Here is an 18,916-nt window from a genome sequence, read left to right as displayed (position 1 = left end):
CATTTTTTGCAACCTTATTTGGATTCATACCGTGTCATTTTTATCCGATATTGCTTAGGCGTATCACCCGTATATTCTTTAAATAATTTGCAAAAATAACCTACATTCACAATTCCTACTTCCTCGCACAATTCTAATAAAGAATAATCCCGAACATTTAACAGCTCGAGAGCTAATTGAATTTTTTTACGGTTGATGTAGCTTATAACGCCCTCGTTCATTGTTTTTTTGAATAAGCTGCTGAAATACGATGGAGCTAAATTCACTTCCTCGGCAATAGCCTCCAGCGTTAATCGCTGTTTCAAGTGTTTCTCTATAAACCGCATAGCGCTCATGATTTCTATACGATGTAAAAGTTGGCCAGCGTGTACATATTCGAAGGTGAAGTCGCCAATATAGGCAAGCTGCTCCCGAAATGTCATGAATTTTATTGGAAACTCTGATGCATCCGTGGTCAACGAGTTCCCCGATTTAAATTTCGCAGTAATGTCTCTGTACAAGTCTTGAAGCATAGGGGCCATGAGGGACTTATGGATTTTATAATTCGTCACAAATTGGTTTAAAGCAGAGAGTTCTTCCTCCAGCTCTTCCTTGGAAACTTTTCTTTGTATCCATGTGAGAAAATCAGCCAGTTTCAGCTGAAAGTCCTCCTTTTTGTCATTACGGTAATGGAACCGATGCATGGGGGTTTTGACTACTTTCTCTTCATGATAATAGAAATCCTCACTCACGTTATTAGCTTCCATGTAAGCTTGTTTGATGGATTCCCAGCCTCGGTGCGGACCTCCAAAAGCGACGGATACCCTTTGATTCAAATATTGATGTAAATGGGAGACGATCTGACTACCCAAAGAATGGCAAGCATATTCCGTGTCCATATCACTGCGATTATTTTCCCAGGAAAGAAAGCCGATAAAACGATTATCGTATAGATCCGCAGCTACACCTCTGCCACCATTCACCACCGTTTCTTCGATTATATTCGTAATCGCATATTTCAAGATGTTTTGATCAGACGCTGAATAATCGTTTCGGAAACTTTCATACAGATTCATTTCAACAATGAAGCAGCAATAGTTGGCTTGAAAGAAATGGAATTGCATGCGATTGGCAAAATCCGATGCCCGATGAGAAGGAATTTCGCCTCTGATAAGCTCGTTAAAAAATTGCTTGCGGACTCTATATTTATTTTCAAGCACGGATACGTTTAACGATTGAAATTCCGCTTCTTTTTTCTTAACCTCATTGACAATCCCGGCAGCCTTATCTAAAGCGCGATCCAAATCTGCATCCCTGAGCGGAACCTTAACAATGTACTCCAATACGTTGGCTTGAATAGCTCTCTGGGCGTATTCAAAGGATGAATAAGCGGTCAAAAGAATGTATTGGGTATGGGGAAGCTTTGGTTTTAGCTGCTCAATCATGGAAATTCCATCCATTCGCGGCATAACAATATCAGATATCACGATATCCGGCTTAAGCTTTACGATCTCCTCTATCCCCTTCAGCCCATTATTCGCTTTTCCCACTAAATGAAATCGTTTATCCATATGGGAGAGCTCGTTAAAAAACAATTCCAATCTCTGAATGATTAGATCTTCGTCATCAACAATGAAGCAGGTGTAGTCTCTCACCATCATACATCTCCTTTAAACGAGACTGCTGGGAATAAGGCTTGAACACGGGTTATTTCCTTAGGTATGCTTATGATTTGGAGCCCGAACTGTTCTCCGTAGTGAAGTCTTATTCGGTCATGAATATTATTTAACCCGATTCTTTTCCTTTTCACTTCCACATCACCCGGGTCTGAAATCAAAATATGCTTTATTTTATCAGTTGGAATTCCCTCGCCTTGATCAACTACTTCTATGATGACGATGCCGCCCTCCCTGTACGCATGAATAGTAATAGGGCCTTCGATCCCCCCTCCGTTATAACCATGGAAGATACTATTCTCCACAAGGGGCTGCAGCAGCATTCGAAAAACTGGGAAATCTATTAACTCTGCTTCGATATTTTCAATCAAGTGGAAGTTTCTGTTATAGCGGATGTTCTGAATCGCGATATAGTCCGATACATTTTGCAATTCCTGACGTAGTGAAACCTTCTCTGAGGCATCGGCTATTCCATATTCCAATATTGAAATGAGAGACTCGATCACCACATCTACTTTCTCAATTTGTCCTAGTCGTATAACATTACTGATAGAACCAAGCGTGTTATACAGAAAATGAGGGTTTATTTGAGACTGAAGCACTTGGATTTCCAGTTTTCGCTCAAGTTCATTATGTAGCTCTGCTCCCCGTATCAGTTCCACAATTTGTTGCAGCATACGATCAAATGCCTGAGAGAGATCTCCAAACTCATCGTTTCGGTTAATCGATATTGTAGTTGTGAGGAAGCCATGCTCCACCCGCTTCATTTTTGTTTTGAGCGCATAAAGAGGGGTCCTTATATATTTGGCAACAAAAAAGGAGATGAACAGACTTAAGAGAAGTCCTGCAGCTAGAAGCTCGATATAATAGGTCTCCAATCTGGACAAAGCAGCTTTCAAGCGTGATTCATCGTTAATCGAGATGAGGCTCCAGTTGAATTTCTCAGTCGGTTTTTTCAGAAGGGAGACCGGTATGCCATCCTTGGTATGCAGTTGAAGGCTTGTTTCTGTTTTATCCAGAATTTGTTCCGCTGACGTTTCACCGATTGAAAAAGTATGATCTTGAATATTTAGGGCTCCTTTATTTTCCGAAAATCCGGCAATGATTTTCCCCGATGCGGTGATAAGAGCCAAATCCATTTGTTCTTTTTTATTAATGTTGAACAAGGTCTCTTCAATGGCATTTAGATCCAAATCTACCGCAATGGCCATAGGAAACGGAGCGCCGTTCAGATATCGAACCATCGTTACTGTCCAGCCGGAATATTTAGATTTGTAAGGATCACTGACAAATGTAGTCCTTCTGTTCTTGTCAGCCGCATCAAACAAAGGTTCTCTTTCAGCTAAAGGCTCATCAAATATTCGGGTAGGTGTACTTCCGCCTAGAATGGATAAATCGCTTTTGATCAAATAAATATTACTGACGTAATTACTGTTGAGTTCATACAGCTCTCTTAATTGCTTTTTAATTACTTCTGTATTGTCGATGTTGGCTTTCACTGAAGTTTCGACCGAGAATAGGATCGTCTGGAAGGAGGAAAAATTAACTGTGAAATATTGATCAACCTTGTCAAGTATTTGGTTGGTGTAAAAAATGTCAGAGGTTCTTATTTCCTTTTGGACATAGTAATAAGATAATTCGCTTATCAAGATTATGCAGCTTAATACAAATGCAAAAACGATAAAAAATAATTTTAAAGGCAAGCTGATTCTTCTTCGCATCTATCATCTTCCTTTTAAATCTGTAATAAACAAATAATAGCATATGATAAGAAGAAACGCCTTCGGCGTCCTTTTTAAGGACGATAAGCGTTTCTTCGAAAAATAGAAGGATAAAGTATAAAGTAAAACTTATACTTTCTTATATTTCAATAAAGAGAGGGGCTATTTATAGCCTCTCTCTCTATTTAAAAGATAAGAATTTATATGCTTCGCGCATAAATGTTCCTTATCTCTCTCACTGAAACGGTACCGTCCTTTAAAAGGATGGCTAAGCCGTTTCTACTTGATTTACTTGATTAAGCCTGCTTCTTTAAATTGCTTCACCACTGTATCCTTATATTTCTGCATGTCAAACTTGGTATCCAACGTATGGAGGAAATTCTCCCAGTTAGAAAGAGGTTCTTTTCCGGTCATAAATTTGACCAAACTTTCATTAATGAAACGTTGGCGGTCAGCTGCCAATGTATCGTTCGGGTCTTCAGTCAATAAATTCCCGGGCAAAGTAGCCGCCACGTATTTCTGATTGTTCTTAAAAGCTTCTGCCGTCTTAGGATTCTGGAAGCTGAAGTACTCAGCGTCATCACCACGACGCGGCATTCTATAATGGTCTACCCATAGGTACTTTTCTTTCATTTCCTTTGATAATTCGGAGGTTTTATTCTTGATCTTGCCGTCCACTAAATCCCAATGAATCCCTTTAATTCCGTATGCAAAATTCGGATATGCTTCTTTGTCCGTAAAGAGATAATTCAGCATGGACAAGATCCGAATAATTTTGTCCTTATCTGCTTTCTTGGATATGGCCCATGAATTGCCTTGGAACGATTTTCTCTCTACAATTTGATCACCATAAGGACCTATCATTGGAGGAATGACGATCCATTCCGGCACCTCTCCACTGATTTCTTTCATTTTCTGCTGATAATCCGGTTCCAGCCTACGTGCATCTCTTATCATGAAGCCAACTTTACCCTTAAATAACTTTTGGTCGAGCAAATCGGGAGTATTCATCGTCACCCAGTCTGGATCTACAACTTTGGCTTCCATCATTTTATTGATATAAGCGAGCGCCTCTTTCATTTTCGGGTCGGTAAACAGGAACACTGGTTCATTGTCTTTCACATCAATGGCTGAGGGAGGATTGACGCCAAACATCCACATCAAACTATCGAAGCCGTAGGTTTGCAGATTGCCTTCTTTATTCATGCCGCCTATGAATCCGTACGTATCGTTTTTGCCATTACCGTCTGGGTCTTTCTCTGTAAAGGCTTTCATAACTTCAAATAACTCATCGGGTGTCGTCGGCACTTCCATATTCAGCTTTTTCAGCCAGTCATTGCGAATGAAGAAGCTTCGACTGATACCATTTACATTATCATAACCTGGAACTCCAATGGTTTTTCCTTGATAGGACATCGCCTCCCAGGAGTCGTTGCTAAAACGTTTCTGTAATTCAGGAAATTGATCCAGATACGGTGTCAAATCCGCAAGAACGCCTTGGTCATAATATTGCGCAAGATCAGCCCGGCTCTTCAAGAAAATCAAATCTGGAATATCTCCTCCAGCAATGAGCGTATTTAATTTAGTCGTTGCTTGACCTGATTGAGGAATCATCATTTCCAAGTCGATATTTACTGCTTTCTCTAACATTTGGCGTTGGATATCTTCTTCACGGGGAGGAATCGGAGCAGCAGCATTGAAAGTGCCTTGGTTAAACATCGAAATTTTCAATTTTTTTTCAAAGGGACTAGACTGGCCTTGTGAATTACCCGTAGCTGACGATGTAACTTCTTTTTTGTCCCCACATCCTGACAATACCGTTCCCACACCGACCATTGCTGTCAGAATAGCAAATGTAATCGCTTTACGTTGCATAATGACCTCTCCTTTGCTTCTATATTATCACGGTTTCCCCGTAACAACTCAGGTTGGAATTTCTTTTTAACCTTTAACCGATCCCAAGAGTACACCTTTGGTAAAATGCTTTTGCATAAATGGGTAAACGATCAAAATCGGAACTGTAGTCACGACAACTGCTGCCATTTGTATAGCGAACGTACTAACAGCTCCGGTATTGGCAAGCGAATCAGCACTTTGGGTTGCGACGTTAAGCAGGATGTTGCGCAAGATCACTTGAAGCGGCATTAAGTTGGAATCATTGATATAAACAATAGCATCGAAATAACTATTCCAATGCCCGACTGCGTAGAATAAGGAAATTGTGGAAAGGACGGGCAAGGATAGGGGTAAAATGATCCGCCATAACGACTGAAGCTCACTTGCACCGTCTACCCTCGCTGATTCCTCGATTTCAGCAGGCAATTGCTCGAAAAAGCCTTTAATGATCACCAGATTAAATGCACTAATGAGATTGGGAATAATCAATACCCACGGACTGTTTAACAATCCCAGAGAGCGGACTAGTAAATAAGTCGGAATTAATCCTCCCCCAAACATCATGGTAAAGACAATGAATAGTAAAAATGGGCTTCGACCCGGCAAATATTTTTTGGATAATGGATATGCCGCTATTACCGTAAAGAACACATTGAGAGCAGTGCCTACTATCGTTCGAAACAATGTTATTTTATACGCCTGCCCGATACCATGAGAAATGAATACTTCTTTATAGGCTAGAAAGGTAAAGGATTCTGGTATAATAACAATTCCTCTTCTTAACACTTCCGATTCTGGCGTCACTGAAACTGCAACTACATATAGAAAGGGTAGTAAGCAAAGTAGAGCTAGTAAAATAAGAATAAAATAAACGACTGCTTGCCAGACTTTTTCACCGATTGTCAAATTGATCATATTGATAACCACCTCACCAAATTTGCCCATCGAATTTTTTGGCGAGCTTATTCGCTGCCAACACTAAAACAAATCCGATGACCGCTTTAAACAATCCCACAGCAGTAGCTAAGCCAATCTTAAGTCGCTCGAGCCCTTCACGGTATACCCATGTGTCGATAATGTCGATCTTCTCCTGATTAAAGCTGTTGGCAAACATGAATATTTGGTCAAAACCAGCATCCAGAATATGGCTTAATTTAAGGATCAGCATCAGAATCATCACGCCTCGAATGCCGGGAAGTGTCACATGCCATAGCTGTCTCCATTTGGAAGCGCCATCAATTCTAGCCGCTTCATATAGGCTTGGATCGATTCCTGCTAATGCTGCAAGATACAATATCGCTCCCCATCCAATATCCTTCCATATTTCAGATAAGATGATCAGCAGTCTGCCCCAGGCAGGTTCCGTTAGGAATGAGATGGGTTCAACTCCAGCTTCCTTCAAAATCATATTAAAAAGACCATCACCTGGGGCTAATAACGCCACCATCATTCCATAAACAATGACCCATGATAGAAAGTGGGGTAAATAAGTGATCGTTTGTACGACTTTCTTAAACCATTGGGTATAAACTTCATTGAGCAGCAAAGCAAGTATGATAGGAGCTGAGAAACCGAACAACAGCTTATACAGCGATATGATTATCGTATTTCTCATGATGTCCCAGAAATAAACGCCGTTCATAAAATCTGTAAAATTTCTAAATCCCACCCATGGACTATCCCATAGTCCCAATGCTAGGTTATAGTTTTTAAAAGCAATAATGATTCCCGCCATAGGAACGTATTTGAATACGGCAAAGTAAAGTAATGCCGGGAACAAGAGAGCGTACATCACTTTATACTTTTTTATCGTTCTTATCCATGAATTCCGCTTTTTGGTGAGGGGAATGGCGTCCGCTGCCAATTTTACATGCATTTCATCACCTCGTCTTTATTTATATTTGTATAATAGCATCCCCCTACCCGAATAAATTTCTGTGATTTCAAGAATTTCTTATAAGATTTTAAGTAAGTACATCCTTAGATAATTTCAATACAATAGGCATGATTGTCTTGCATTAAAGCTCGTACAATAACTCTGACTCGAAAGTTTGAGTATAGAGCAAATACAATCCTGAGGTCCCAAACAAAAAAAGCCCTAGAAAAAATTGGGCTTAATTTAATGAGACATGTTTTTTATATCATGCATCCACGTATTTTATTTTCCATTACTAAAAACTACATTTATGAGCAAAAAAGGCATCCTTCAGCGTGGAAGGGTTACCTTTTACTTCTCCAATGTTCCATTTGCAACGATTGTTCCATGCTTAATAATTACCACATCATCAACCGTCGCTGCATGCTCTTCCATTAGATGAATGGATTGTAACACCGTGTTTCTAGACTCAGACTGTTCACGTAAATTTAGACTTCTCAATATATAAATCAATAAATATTTAGGACTAAGACAAAATTCCTTTAACAAACAATGAGACACTGTGCTTGTAGAACTCTTCTTCGCTGACGAGTTGGGATTGATATTGCCGGTGAATCAGCTCGCTCATCTGAAACCCGTAGCACATCGAGAGAAAAGACATTGCGACAAGACGCTCATCCTGTCTGGCGATAACTTTTTTCTTCTGCAAGCGTTGAAAATATTCAACCAGCAAGGAATGAAGCTTCGCCGGCGGTTCGGCCAGCACTCTGTCCAATTCGGGAAGCATTCCTTTGTCGCGGATGCCAATCAAAATGATGTCCGCATTTTTATGGAAAAACAAACGGTACTGCTGACTTACATTCAGCAGATCGATTTCCGGGTTATCGGTCGCGTCCTCTTTTAATAGCTTCTCAAATTGCGGGATATCCGAATGTCTTTCAATGATGGCTTCCAATATGCCTTGCTTGCTTCCGAATTGCCTGAAAATCGTAGATTCATTGACTTTAGCTTCCGTTGCAATGGCTTTGGTGCTTACTCCCCGATAGCCATTCTTTTTGATGAGCTGTGTCGCGGCTTCAATGATTCTGTCTGAAGTTTGCATTGTATTTCTCCTTTTGCATATGTTAACCCTATTCTACTACAAGTTCTGCAGATGAAGCAGAGTCGGAGTTTATCATTTTGATAAACGTTTATTTAAGATAAATCGCTTCTTTTTTCCCAGCGGCTTGGTTCCGTAATCTTGACATGATCAGGCACCAATTGCGTGAGCGTGCCTAATTTATCAAATGTAATCTGGATTCGGTCAGAGGGCAACAGCCATTGTTCGGTCTCGATTGCGCAGCAATCTGGTATCGTCCCCATTCCTATAATCGTGCCCGGGAGCGGCGTGAAAACTTTGAGAACCTCCTCCATCACTTTTGCAGGGTGTGCAGCATACTCGGATGTGCTCCCCTTCCAGTGCAGTCTCTCCCCGATGTATACATTCACATCCAGTACCAGCGGATTGTCGATTTCATCCGGCGTAACCAGAAATGGTCCTATGCCTTTGCTGCGATCAAAATCTTTGCAGCGTGTCGGTCCGGTCATCCCCTGGAAATCCGGCCATTGCACATCGCGGACAGTACTGTCATTAAAAATAACATAACCTGCAATGCAGTTCTCCATCCCTGTAACAAAGGCCAGCTCCGGCTCAATATCGAGGTAGGAAGAGTACGAAGGCCAATGAATCGTATCTCCATCGCCAATTAATGCATTATGGTTACATTTGTAATAACTGAAAGTTACTTTATTCGGATCTTGCTGGAATTTTTCAGCAATTTTTTCTTTAAGCTCTTCCCTTTCCGGCCCTGTATATTCTCTTTGCAGCAGATTTACGCCAGCATTTCTCAGATGTCTTGGTGTCAGCCCGAAATCGATAAGCGCAGCCGGATTTGGAACTGGCGGCAGCAGTTTTACCGCTACAATCGGGCAGATTTCATTTTCATTAAATTGATACGACTGTTCGACAGCATATTGCATCAATTCCTTAGCGGCATCATAACTTGCCGGCAAATAATGAAGATAGCTGTCCATACTTTCAAGACTGTCAACGAATGTTCCCTGCTTTTTCATGATTGCGGCAAAAGACACGACAAATTTCTCGTTAATTACAAGCCCAAACAAAGGTTCCTGGGATATTTTGGTTTGAAAGGTTACTAGCTTCATGTTGCAGCGCCTCCATCCATGTAGTGTGATGTGTCCTGTTACTATCATATCGCATAGAGCAAATGCAAGCAAGTGCTAGCTTGCATTTGCTCCTTTCATTCTCTATAATAATGACTTAGTCAGTATGCCTTATCCTAAAAACATATACGTAAAGGAGATTTTTTATGAAGTATGGACGTATTATCCAAAAACCTCGCGTTAAATTTATTGAAGTCGCAGATGGCGTTTTTGCCGGTATTTCGCCGTATCGCGGGATCAGTTGGGCCAATGCCGGGTTCATCAACAAGGGTGAAGGGCTGGTGTATGACACGTTCTTCGATTTGTTCCATGCGCGGGAAATGAGAGAGGCTTTTATGGAAGTAAGCAACGGCGCCTCTCCCGCATATGTGGTGAACTCGCACTATAACAGCGATCATGCCTGGGGAAACAAAGTGTTTGAAGATGCTTGCATTATTATGCACAAGGAAGCCTCCAGAGAGCGTCTCACCGAAAATATCGCCTGGATGGACAGCGTCATCAGAAGAGGAAAGGATTCTCCGGAATCAACTCCGGGCGAGCGGTTTTTTGCAGCGGAATTTGAAGGATTCGACCTGGAAGGCGTAGAATGGGTGCTCCCGAATATTGAGATAAAGGACGATATCAACATCCGTCTTGGCGATACGGAAGTTATGATTTACAACGTAGCTCCAGCCCACTCTGATAGTGACTTGCTGTTGTGGATGCCAAAAGAAAAAGTGCTGTTCGCTGGCGATGTCGTATTTAACGGATGTACGGCATACAGTGAAGAGGGAACCCTCAATTGGGTTAAAGTGCTTGATCGCATTATTGATGAAATTAAACCCGAAATAATTGTTCCAGGACATGGCGCCATATGTGGCCTGGAATTCGTGAAGGAGCAGAGAGACTACCTCCTGAACCTGATTAGCGAGTTCAACAAGCATTACAATGACGAAATTGATTCCTTGTCCCTGACCAAGCAAATTGATATTTCCCGCTTCCTTCATTGGATTCAGCCAGAACGCTTGTATGTTACAGTGGATATCCTATTAAAAAGCAAACGAGGGTTACCACCCTTTCCAATTTGGAACGAAGTGCCTGCTAAGCTGGAAGACATGAAAGCTTTTTTGGCTGGAAAATATGGAAATCAGATCAAGCCATGGGACCCTATGAGTGTTTGGCAAGAATAGCAATTTACAGCTAACCTATGAAAAACAAAAGAACGGCCCTGTCGCAAACGATGCGAACAGCGGCCGTTCTTTTTAATGGTTCCACGGAATTTGAAACGATATTTATTATTCCAAATAGCCTTCGGCAAGTGTCATCAAGGTTTCTTTACTTACTTTATTTATATCTCCATGTAAAGTATAGCCGTATTTCATCTTTTTGTCGGGGCTCTCGTATACCCATTTCAGCTCGTGCGACTGCGAAGGAGCGAATTCTGTATGCAGCATTTCTACTCCCTTCACTAAAACCTTCTCCTGCTTAAATTCAACGCTCTCATCAATATACATTGTAGGATCGCTCTTTCCACTCAGATTAGTGATATCAACCCCGATTTTATCTTCGCCATTTTGATACGTAGCAAAGAGATGGAAAAACTGATCTGTCATTTCAACGGGCATCATGGCATATCCCTGATTGGATTCTTCCGCCTGCTTTCTCAGCTTTTCTGCCATTTTCTTTTTTTCTTCCGCAGAAGGAGGATTCACTTCCTGAGCATTTTTAAAGATTACGTCCGCCTTTTGGAATGTATAATTTCCATTGATGTTGTCTGCGATCTTAATGGATTTATCCGTAATCTTCTCGCGCAATTGAGATGGATCATGGAAGATAGTCAACTTTGTTCCAAGATCTGTTTGATGATTCGGGTTATTGGTAACCATATAAAACAGCCCAGCTTCCCCGTTCTTTAGCACCTTTTCCTTAAGTTCAAAAAATGCCTTGAACCGCGCTGTCTCATCTTTCGATTCTGTTTTTCCGTAATCTTTGGTCGATTTAGTCTCATATATGACTTCGCCATCTTTATTCTTCAAAGAATGATATTGGACTGCCGCATAACCCGTGGAGGCCATTAACATCATCCCTATACACGCAGTAAGAACAACTTTATATTTCATAAAAAATCGCTCCTTTTCTTTTGGTTTAGCATGTAATATTCTCATTACATTTCCTGTCAAGTCGGCGTCGGGAATGCGCGGGTCATCAAACAGTCTTTTCAAATCCCGATCCCTGTCCATATTCATACACTCCCACTCCCTTCACTTGAGCATAATACTTTCGAAATTTTGCAGATGCACGTTCGTATTTTTTACGAAGGCTGGCACTGTTTTTGCCGAGAATCAATCCGATCTCCTGGTAGCTTTTATCCTCCACACAACGTAAGATTAACAAATTACGCTCTTCCGGCGATAATTTTGCCATGGCTTGATGTACGGATTCATCAAAATAGTTGGCTTCAATATGCAAGTCGACTTCATTGTTTTCTTTCTCATCCTGGTAAAAGAAAGGTAAATATTTCACCAACTTTCGCTTACGGATGATGTCGATACATTGATGGTAGGCAATCTTATATACCCAAGCGCCAAAATCTATTTGATATTGGGTATATTTCCTCAAGGTTCGAAATGTCTTCAAAAATACTTCCTGTGCGTTATCCTCGGCTTCGGCATAATTGCCCAGCATATGGTAACAATAGAGAAAAATCGGTTTTTGATAAACCTCCATGATTTTCTCAAATTTTTCTATCTCCCCATTCAACACATCTGCAATGATCTGACTTAACTCCGTATCATTCAAGCTGTCTCCCCCCCTTTCACTCTATACAACGAACAGCTCGACCCAAAATGTGACAGCAATCGTTTATGGTTTAAGCCATAGTTAATTACTTTAAATATTTTTCTTTTGTTGTATGTTAAAAAATTACAGTCAGTTAGCTTCATCTTCTTCATAAACCTTAGGAATATCATGACTATGTATCATCACATTTTCTGTAGTGGATTCAAAGAAAAAACGGATTTTGGTGTTTACCTTAAACTTATATAAAAAACGAAAGGCGCCCTAAACAGCCATAAAATGGCTTTCGGGACACCGCATGAGAATTAATCAGTCAATTGTTTAGATATTCATTTAGTACGATTGGTGAATGAAGCTGTAGGTTGGTACACAATAAATCTATGTTAAACGGTAAAGGTATTGAGTGCGGCAGTCAACAATCGAGAGAGATATTACTATGCTGAATCTACAGACAGGAATCTTGTATGGTCAGGTGTTAACTATCTTACTCTACCGCAAAATGCTTTCAAACTTTGTGGTGGAGCAGGTTACTGCGATGCTCCGCTATGTAAAAGGCTAGGATTGAGAAAAATCAATATTGGTAACTTCTGAAATTACACAGTTAATATTGTATCTGGCAGAAAAACTATCTCGTAACGTTAAGCGAAAAAATGCAGAAACAGTCTTGGACTTCCTATTAAGTCCAAGACTGTTTCTGCTTTTCCAATCATCACACTCCAACTTCTCCGATCATTTGCTGTTCAATTTTTTTCATCTCATAAAAATAACCTTTTTGTCTCATCAACTCCGAATAGGAACCCGTTTCGACTACCCTGCCTTGGTCCATGACCACAATCTGGTCCATCTCCTCCAAGCCGGTAAGCCGATGACAAATCAAGAGAAGTGTATCATCAGCCGCCTGTGCGTAGAGATGCTTAAAAACATGTTGCTCAGTCACATAATCCAGCGATGAAGTTGGTTCGTCCAGAAGCCATAACCGTCCTTTGCGGAGCATCGCTCGCGCCAGAGCCAGTCGCTGCTTCTCGCCGTCTGACAGATTCTCCCCTTTTTCATACACCCTATCGGTCAAAGATGTATCGGGCAGCTGCATTTTTGCCAGCACGTCTAACAATTGTTCGTCAGCATGTTCTTCTCCATTAAGCAGCAGGTTGTCCCGGATCGTTCCCCGGAAGAAATGACTTTGCTGAAACACCACATTAGCCGTTTTCCAAATGCTAGCCTCATCCAGTTCCTTTACCGAAATGTCGTTTAAACGTATATCTCCAGCCGTTGGCGTTCGCAGCTTGAGCAGCAATTCGATAATTGTTGACTTTCCTGACCCACTCGGCCCGACAATCGCAGTTTTGGACCCAGGTAAAATGTGCAGAGACATATCCCTAAGTGCCGGTCTCCATTCCCCTTCATATTGAAACGTAACCCCGGATAGTTCTATCCTAACAGCATCATTAACAGACAAAATGCCGCTTGGCTGCGAAGACTGCTCATCTATGGTCTGTACTGTTTCGGTCAGTCGTCTGGCTGCGTGTTCGCTATCCTCTTTATACGCGGGTAATGTGGCCATAGCCGTCGCTTCTTCAAATACGGTTTGTGATGCCATGACCAACATGGCAAGAAATACGCCTGCAAGCGCTCCTTCCATAATCAAATAGGCGCCGAGCGTCAGCACTCCCCAGGAAACGAGAAACGTAACAAAAGTGTGCATCGACTGCCCGCGCAGTAATTGCCCGGCTGCTCGTTGCTGTTCAGTTGCCAATACAGCGGAAGCATGCTGAAGCTGCTCCTCCCGCTGTGCCAATTGCCCGTATACTTTCAAATCCCGGAAACCGTACAACACTTCGGTAACTTCCGTGGACAGCTGCGCCCTCTGCTCACGAACGCGTCCATGTACTCTCCGCTGCCCGAGTAACACAATTCCTGGTACAACGAATGCCGTTATCAGCATACCTAGTACAAACAAAACGGCAATCCAGATCGAAAAGGTAGAAGTAAACAGCACCGTAGCCAAAAATACCATGACGACCATGATCGGAGGATAAGCAACTCGCAAAAAATAGTTTTGCAAACTTTCCACATCCCCAACGATCCGCGCAAGCAGATCCCCGCTTCGATTCTTGTTCAAAATACCAGGCGTTAAAGGAATAAGCTTGGCAAAAAAGGAAGTACGTAAACGGCTAAGCATGGAAAATGTCGCCCGGTGAGAGTACAAGCGTTCTCCATAACGGCTCGCCGCCCGGAGCAGACCAAGCAGTTTGACCATCGAGGTTAGTACAATCAAAGTATAAAGCGGTGGTGCAAATACCGTTTGTGAAATTAGATACCCGCTCGCGGAAAAGAGTGCCACACCGGCTATGCCGGCGATAAATCCACACAAAATGGAAAGAATGATATCCTTGCGCTCCTGAATCATCGCTTTTGACAGAACAGCCAGCTCATTCATGAGGATACCCCCCCTTTCCGCTGTACATCAACCATCTCGGCATACTGAGGCAGGCGCTCCATAAGCTCGTCATGCCGTCCAGAGTCCACTAACACTCCATTATCCATAAATAAAATCTTGTCGGCTTGTTGAATCGTATATAATCGGTGAGCCACCGTAATCATCGTAGCCGTTTTTGCCAGTTTGGTAATGGAGCGTTGCAGTACCCGTTCGGTGTGCAAATCCAGTCCAACTGTAGGTTCATCAAACAGAATGATGGCAGGCCGCTTCAAAAAAGCGCGTGCCAAAGCAAGCCGTTGCTTCTCCCCACCAGACAGACCCCTGCCTCCTTCACCAACAAAGGTATCAAATCCATGCTCCAATTGGGCTGTAAGCGCAGCGAGTCCTGCTTCCTCCCCCGCCCGCTCAATTTCTGCCTTGGAAATGCTCTCACGAGCACCAATCGCAATATTTTCAGAAAATGTACCAGCAAAAATATACGGATGCTGTGTAATGTAGCTAACATGTTCGAACCAAACAGACTCATCGTATTGCGAGAGTGGGCTTCCATTCACCAGGACCGTTCCCGTTGCAGGTTTCAGCAAACCGGCGATGAGATGAAGCAAAGTCGTTTTGCCGGAACCGCTTTTACCTACAATCGCAATGTGTTCTCCCGGATTAAACTGGATCTGACCCGTCTTAAGCTCGAATGAATCTGGTGCATACTGAAACCTGAGATGGTCAATTTCCATGGATGGCGGAACTGAAAGATCATTGGTATGGGCAAGCTCCAATTTGCTTATCTTGTCGACCCTACCCATGTTGACGTTCTCGTCGTTTCCCTGGAAGGTTAATGTTCCTTCATTGCCTTTCGCGTCCATGCTCTCCCCTGCCGTTTCTTCAAGCATCTGTTCCACCTTACGTACTGCCCCCATACTTGTTCGGCCACTGTGAAAGGCCGTTCCCGTATTCTTTAACAGGTTGTAAAACTCGGGAACGAGCAGCAAAACGAAAAAAGCGGTGTGGAATGTCATAGTTTTGAAAACAAGCAACTGGATAGCCAATTCGAGAGCTACAATGCCGATGCTTAGCATCACGATCGATTCCAGCATGAAGGTGTTCGTAAACGCAATCTTCAAAATACCCATCGTGGCATCACGGTAACTCAGACTACTGTGTTCAATTTTCTGTTGCTGACTGTGTGCCCGTCCAAATATTTTTAACGTCACCAGCCCTTGAAGAGAATCCAGAAACGTCCCCGAAAACTCAGCAAGTTGTGCATATTTTTCTTCAGATTTGTTCTTCGTTTTGAGCCCTACCAAAATCATGAACAGCGGGATGAATGGAGCTGTAAACAATAGAATGAAACCTGTGTTAGCATGTTGGATAAAAGTAACGACCAAAATTAGAATCGGGATGATAGCAGCTTCCATCATCCGCGGCATGTACTGACTGAAATAACTATCAGCCTCATCCACAGCATCCAGAGCAATACTGACCTTCCCTCCGGTCTGTCCACGAAGGGTTGACGGCATGGAAGAGTGGGTCAAGTTTTTCAGCACAGCCGCTCGCATATTCGTCTTGGCAGTGGCAGCCATGTGCAAACCAACTTTACCGTTTGCGTACGACAACAGTGTGCGTACAGCCATAACAGTCAGAAGTATGCCAAGCAACAGGATAACCGATGAAAATGAAGCTCTCTCCACAAAAATCCTTTGGACTGCTTCAGCAAGCAGCCCTGCCTGACTCACAATAGCTGTACCTAGCGCAAGCGAAATGACCGCGAGGAGGGTCATATTTTTCCTTTGTGAAGACATTTGCTGAGAAATCAGACTGGATTTCCTCTTCACAGATCACACCTCCTTTATATATAGGCTTGTAGAGAAACCTCAAACATGCCGTAATGGATTAATCAGTTTTATTTTTTCCCTTTTACATAATCCGCATCAAACAGGAAGAGTTTGAAGACCAGAATAAGGGATGGGATCAACAGGCATAGACCGCCGATAAATACAACAACTAACGCCAAGCCCATTGCTGGTGAAGTTGCACTGCTCTGAATCGTGATATACGGATCAAGAATATAAGGGTATTGCCCAATCCCATACGCGAAAAAAGCACAGAAAAATTGCAACATGATGCATATGAAAGCTAATCCGTAACGGCGTCCGTTATATAACAGCCACATCGCGATCATGAAGAAAGCAACGGAAAGTGCCAGCAACCACCATAAATCCATCATATTTTGAAAATGCCGTTCATTGTGTTGGCCCAAATAGATAAATGCTGTCAGTGCGAGAATTATCGTCGGTGTGCTCCAAAACAGGGCGTAGTTCCGCATCAGCTTCAACGCGGAATGATCCTCTGCACGAGATGCGTAAAAAGTCAGAAATGAGCCGCTTATGAACAAAACGGACACGATTGCCAGTCCAACGATGCTCCACGATAACGGATTGGTAAACAGCGCCCAGTAATCCAGAGAAACTGACTCAGCCTGCTTCACAATAAAGCCGCCTTCAGACAAAGTTAGCGCCACTGACAACGAAGCCGGAATAAGCAGGCCTGTAGCTCCGTACAAAAAAAGATAGACTATGTTTTTCTTGGAACCATAATTTTCAAAAGCATAGAACGAACCGCGAATCGCAAGAAGAATAACTGCAATACTTCCCGGAACTAGCAGCGCGGAGCCATAATAATAGGCCGTGTCCGGAAAAAATCCGACGATGCCAATGTAGAAAAAGATAAAAAATACATTTGTGATCTCCCAAACGGGTGATAAATAACGGGAAATCAGACGATTAATGAGATGATCCTGCTTAGTCAAACGAGCATAAAAGGCGAAGAATCCTGCACCGAAATCAATGGAAGCTATAATTAAATAGCCGTACAAGAACAACCAGAGCACCGAGATGCCAATTATTTCGTAACTCATCATTCAGTGCCCCCCTTTTCCGTAGATTGATTAGGATGTTCCTTCATCCATTTCTCCATCTCAACTTCTGCCGGATTATTGTTGAACAAGCGTCTTAACACGATTACACACATACTGCCGAGTACGATGTACAAGAGCAATAAGGCGAAGAATATAATTCTTACATTCGGTGAAGTCGTGGCAGCCTCCTCTACACGCATATATCCACGGATAATCCACGGCTGTCGCCCAACCTCTGCATAAAACCAGCCTAGCTCTACAGCTAGAAAAGCGAGCGGTGCGATCAGTGCGATGATGCTAAGCATCCACTTGTTAAGCGCATTGCGCTTTTTCCAGAACACAAACAGGAAATATAGAACTGCTATCGCGAGCAGAGCAAATCCGATTCCGGCCATTAAATCAAACAGATAATGAACGAGAAGCGGTGGCCATTCATCCTTGGGGAATTCCTCCAGCCCCGTTACCTCTGCATTAAAGTCTCCAAAGGCCAGAAAGCTGAGCACCTTCGGCAAATGAAGAGCTCCTAGAACTTCATGCTCTGCATTCAGCCATCCCATTAAAACCAAATCCACACCGCTACCCGTCTCAAAATGCCACTCTGCCGCTGCAAGCTTCTCCGGCTGATGCTCGGCCAAAAACTTGGCGGACACATCTCCAGCTAACGTGTTCAGCAAGCCGAACAGTAAAACAACCGCCATCATGAGATTCAAGGATTTTTTGTGGTATGCGGATACCCCTTTTCTCAGCATCGCAAAGGCTGCAATACCGGCTAACAAGGCAGCTCCTGTCAAATAGGCCGAGCTTAATACATGGAACACCTTGGAGAACGTCGCCGTATTCAGCATCGCTTGCACTGGGTCAATCGCTGTGAATTGGCCTGCTTCCATGACAAAGCCTCCAGGCTGGTTCATGAATCCGTTCACCGTCGTAATGAAGACGGCAGACATGCCTGCCCCGGCGACAATAGGAATCGTCAGCAGCCAATGGATATACGGATTTTTGAACCGATCCCACGTATACAAATAAATGCCCAAGAAGATGGCTTCAAAAAAGAACGCAAACACTTCCATGAATAACGGAAGAGCGATAACATTCCCAGCCAGTTTCATAAAATTCGGCCACACCAGTGCCAGTTGTAGTGAAATCGCTGTACCGGTCACGACACCAACCGCTACAGAAATGACAAATCCGCGAGACCACCTCTTCGCCATAAGTGTATAATGGGGATCTTTCTTTCGGATCCCGATGAACTCTGCTATAGCGATCATTAGCGGTATACCGACGCCAATCGTCGCAAAAATAACGTGGAACCCGAGAGTCAAGCCTGTCACCAGCCTGCTCCATAGCACCGTATCAATTGCCATTCTTTACTGCTCCCTTCAAACTCTGTTCATTTTTCGTGATAAGTTGATGCTTATGATT

16 protein-coding genes are annotated in these 18,916 nt (G+C 42.8%); 2 read left to right on the top strand and 14 right to left on the bottom strand.

Annotated features, from left to right (window positions below):
* Positions 1–14 precede the first annotated feature (14 nt).
* From NSU15_RS15570 to NSU15_RS15535, 8 genes are all read right to left on the bottom strand, one after another.
* Entirely contained in the window at positions 15–1,640 is a 1,626-nt protein-coding gene (locus NSU15_RS15570; protein ID WP_339286613.1) for a response regulator, read from the bottom strand.
* Complete coding sequence (locus NSU15_RS15565) at positions 1,637–3,376, bottom strand: histidine kinase (RefSeq protein ID WP_339286611.1); 1,740 nt, start codon at positions 3,374–3,376, stop codon at positions 1,637–1,639. Before NSU15_RS15565 ends, NSU15_RS15570 begins: the two co-directional genes overlap by 4 nt.
* 288 nt (positions 3,377–3,664) lie before the next feature.
* Positions 3,665–5,251 (bottom strand): extracellular solute-binding protein, encoded by a 1,587-nt coding sequence (locus NSU15_RS15560; protein ID WP_339286609.1) that lies wholly within the window; start codon positions 5,249–5,251, stop codon positions 3,665–3,667.
* 66 nt (positions 5,252–5,317) lie between these two features.
* Positions 5,318–6,187 (bottom strand): carbohydrate ABC transporter permease, encoded by an 870-nt coding sequence (locus NSU15_RS15555; protein WP_042188438.1) that lies wholly within the window; start codon positions 6,185–6,187, stop codon positions 5,318–5,320.
* A gap of 13 nt (positions 6,188–6,200) precedes the next feature.
* Positions 6,201–7,148, bottom strand: coding sequence for an ABC transporter permease subunit (locus NSU15_RS15550; RefSeq protein WP_339286607.1), 948 nt, complete (start codon positions 7,146–7,148; stop codon positions 6,201–6,203).
* 351 nt (positions 7,149–7,499) lie between these two features.
* The gene (locus NSU15_RS15545) at positions 7,500–7,649 is read right to left on the bottom strand and encodes a hypothetical protein (RefSeq protein WP_339286605.1); all 150 of its coding nucleotides are present in this window, start codon (positions 7,647–7,649) and stop codon (positions 7,500–7,502) included.
* 25 nt (positions 7,650–7,674) lie between these two features.
* Complete coding sequence (locus NSU15_RS15540) at positions 7,675–8,250, bottom strand: TetR/AcrR family transcriptional regulator (RefSeq protein ID WP_339286604.1); 576 nt, start codon at positions 8,248–8,250, stop codon at positions 7,675–7,677.
* Between the two features lie 92 nt (positions 8,251–8,342).
* A complete protein-coding gene (locus NSU15_RS15535; RefSeq protein WP_339286602.1) occupies positions 8,343–9,353 on the bottom strand; it encodes a fumarylacetoacetate hydrolase family protein in 1,011 nt (336 codons plus the stop codon).
* Between the two features lie 164 nt (positions 9,354–9,517).
* On the opposite strand from NSU15_RS15535, the gene NSU15_RS15530 reads away from it, so the two are divergent.
* Positions 9,518–10,540, top strand: a complete 1,023-nt coding sequence (locus tag NSU15_RS15530; protein WP_339286600.1) for an MBL fold metallo-hydrolase — start codon at positions 9,518–9,520, stop codon at positions 10,538–10,540.
* A 105-nt stretch (positions 10,541–10,645) separates the two neighbouring features.
* On the opposite strand, the gene NSU15_RS15525 is transcribed toward NSU15_RS15530, so the two are convergent.
* The gene (locus tag NSU15_RS15525; protein WP_339286598.1) at positions 10,646–11,596 is read right to left on the bottom strand and encodes a hypothetical protein; all 951 of its coding nucleotides are present in this window, start codon (positions 11,594–11,596) and stop codon (positions 10,646–10,648) included.
* Positions 11,556–12,149, bottom strand: coding sequence for a sigma-70 family RNA polymerase sigma factor (locus NSU15_RS15520; protein ID WP_339286596.1), 594 nt, complete (start codon positions 12,147–12,149; stop codon positions 11,556–11,558). The genes NSU15_RS15525 and NSU15_RS15520 overlap by 41 nt, the downstream gene beginning before the upstream one ends.
* 433 nt (positions 12,150–12,582) lie before the next feature.
* Between NSU15_RS15520 and NSU15_RS15515 the strand changes: the two genes are divergently transcribed.
* The gene (locus NSU15_RS15515) at positions 12,583–12,705 is read left to right on the top strand and encodes a hypothetical protein (RefSeq protein ID WP_339286595.1); all 123 of its coding nucleotides are present in this window, start codon (positions 12,583–12,585) and stop codon (positions 12,703–12,705) included.
* Positions 12,706–12,855: 150 nt separating this feature from the next.
* Here the strand turns inward: NSU15_RS15515 and cydC are convergent, their stop codons facing one another.
* The 4 genes from cydC to NSU15_RS15495 all read right to left on the bottom strand — a co-directional run bounded on the left by cydC (position 12,856) and on the right by NSU15_RS15495 (position 18,858).
* Positions 12,856–14,583, bottom strand: coding sequence for a thiol reductant ABC exporter subunit CydC (cydC, locus tag NSU15_RS15510; RefSeq protein WP_339286593.1), 1,728 nt, complete (start codon positions 14,581–14,583; stop codon positions 12,856–12,858).
* The gene (gene cydD / locus NSU15_RS15505; protein WP_339286591.1) at positions 14,580–16,412 is read right to left on the bottom strand and encodes a thiol reductant ABC exporter subunit CydD; all 1,833 of its coding nucleotides are present in this window, start codon (positions 16,410–16,412) and stop codon (positions 14,580–14,582) included. The genes cydC and cydD overlap by 4 nt, the downstream gene beginning before the upstream one ends.
* Before the next feature lie 68 nt (positions 16,413–16,480).
* A complete protein-coding gene (locus NSU15_RS15500; protein ID WP_339286590.1) occupies positions 16,481–17,497 on the bottom strand; it encodes a cytochrome d ubiquinol oxidase subunit II in 1,017 nt (338 codons plus the stop codon).
* Positions 17,494–18,858, bottom strand: coding sequence for a cytochrome ubiquinol oxidase subunit I (locus NSU15_RS15495; RefSeq protein ID WP_339286589.1), 1,365 nt, complete (start codon positions 18,856–18,858; stop codon positions 17,494–17,496). The genes NSU15_RS15500 and NSU15_RS15495 overlap by 4 nt, the downstream gene beginning before the upstream one ends.
* Positions 18,859–18,916: the final 58 nt, after the last annotated feature.

The organism is Paenibacillus sp. FSL E2-0201 (genome assembly GCF_037963325.1).
Classification (GTDB): Bacteria; Bacillota; Bacilli; order Paenibacillales; family Paenibacillaceae; genus Paenibacillus_AQ.
Note: the sequence above shows the minus strand (reverse complement) of the source record. Positions and strands in the feature narration are given on the sequence as shown.

Bases quoted from the DNA above. Each gene is read 5' to 3' on its own strand.
- NSU15_RS15570 (WP_339286613.1), bottom strand. From the start codon at position 1,640: ATGATGGTGAGAGACTACACCTGCTTCATTGTTGATGACGAAGATCTA.
- NSU15_RS15565 (WP_339286611.1), bottom strand. From the start codon at position 3,376: ATGCGAAGAAGAATCAGCTTGCCTTTAAAATTATTTTTTATCGTTTTT.
- NSU15_RS15560 (WP_339286609.1), bottom strand. From the start codon at position 5,251: ATGCAACGTAAAGCGATTACATTTGCTATTCTGACAGCAATGGTCGGT.
- NSU15_RS15555 (WP_042188438.1), bottom strand. From the start codon at position 6,187: ATGATCAATTTGACAATCGGTGAAAAAGTCTGGCAAGCAGTCGTTTAT.
- NSU15_RS15550 (WP_339286607.1), bottom strand. From the start codon at position 7,148: ATGCATGTAAAATTGGCAGCGGACGCCATTCCCCTCACCAAAAAGCGG.
- NSU15_RS15540 (WP_339286604.1), bottom strand. From the start codon at position 8,250: ATGCAAACTTCAGACAGAATCATTGAAGCCGCGACACAGCTCATCAAA.
- NSU15_RS15535 (WP_339286602.1), bottom strand. From the start codon at position 9,353: ATGAAGCTAGTAACCTTTCAAACCAAAATATCCCAGGAACCTTTGTTT.
- NSU15_RS15530 (WP_339286600.1), top strand. From the start codon at position 9,518: ATGAAGTATGGACGTATTATCCAAAAACCTCGCGTTAAATTTATTGAA.
- NSU15_RS15525 (WP_339286598.1), bottom strand. From the start codon at position 11,596: ATGAATATGGACAGGGATCGGGATTTGAAAAGACTGTTTGATGACCCG.
- NSU15_RS15515 (WP_339286595.1), top strand. From the start codon at position 12,583: ATGCTGAATCTACAGACAGGAATCTTGTATGGTCAGGTGTTAACTATC.
- cydC (WP_339286593.1), bottom strand. From the start codon at position 14,583: ATGAATGAGCTGGCTGTTCTGTCAAAAGCGATGATTCAGGAGCGCAAG.
- NSU15_RS15500 (WP_339286590.1), bottom strand. From the start codon at position 17,497: ATGATGAGTTACGAAATAATTGGCATCTCGGTGCTCTGGTTGTTCTTG.
- NSU15_RS15495 (WP_339286589.1), bottom strand. From the start codon at position 18,858: ATGGCAATTGATACGGTGCTATGGAGCAGGCTGGTGACAGGCTTGACT.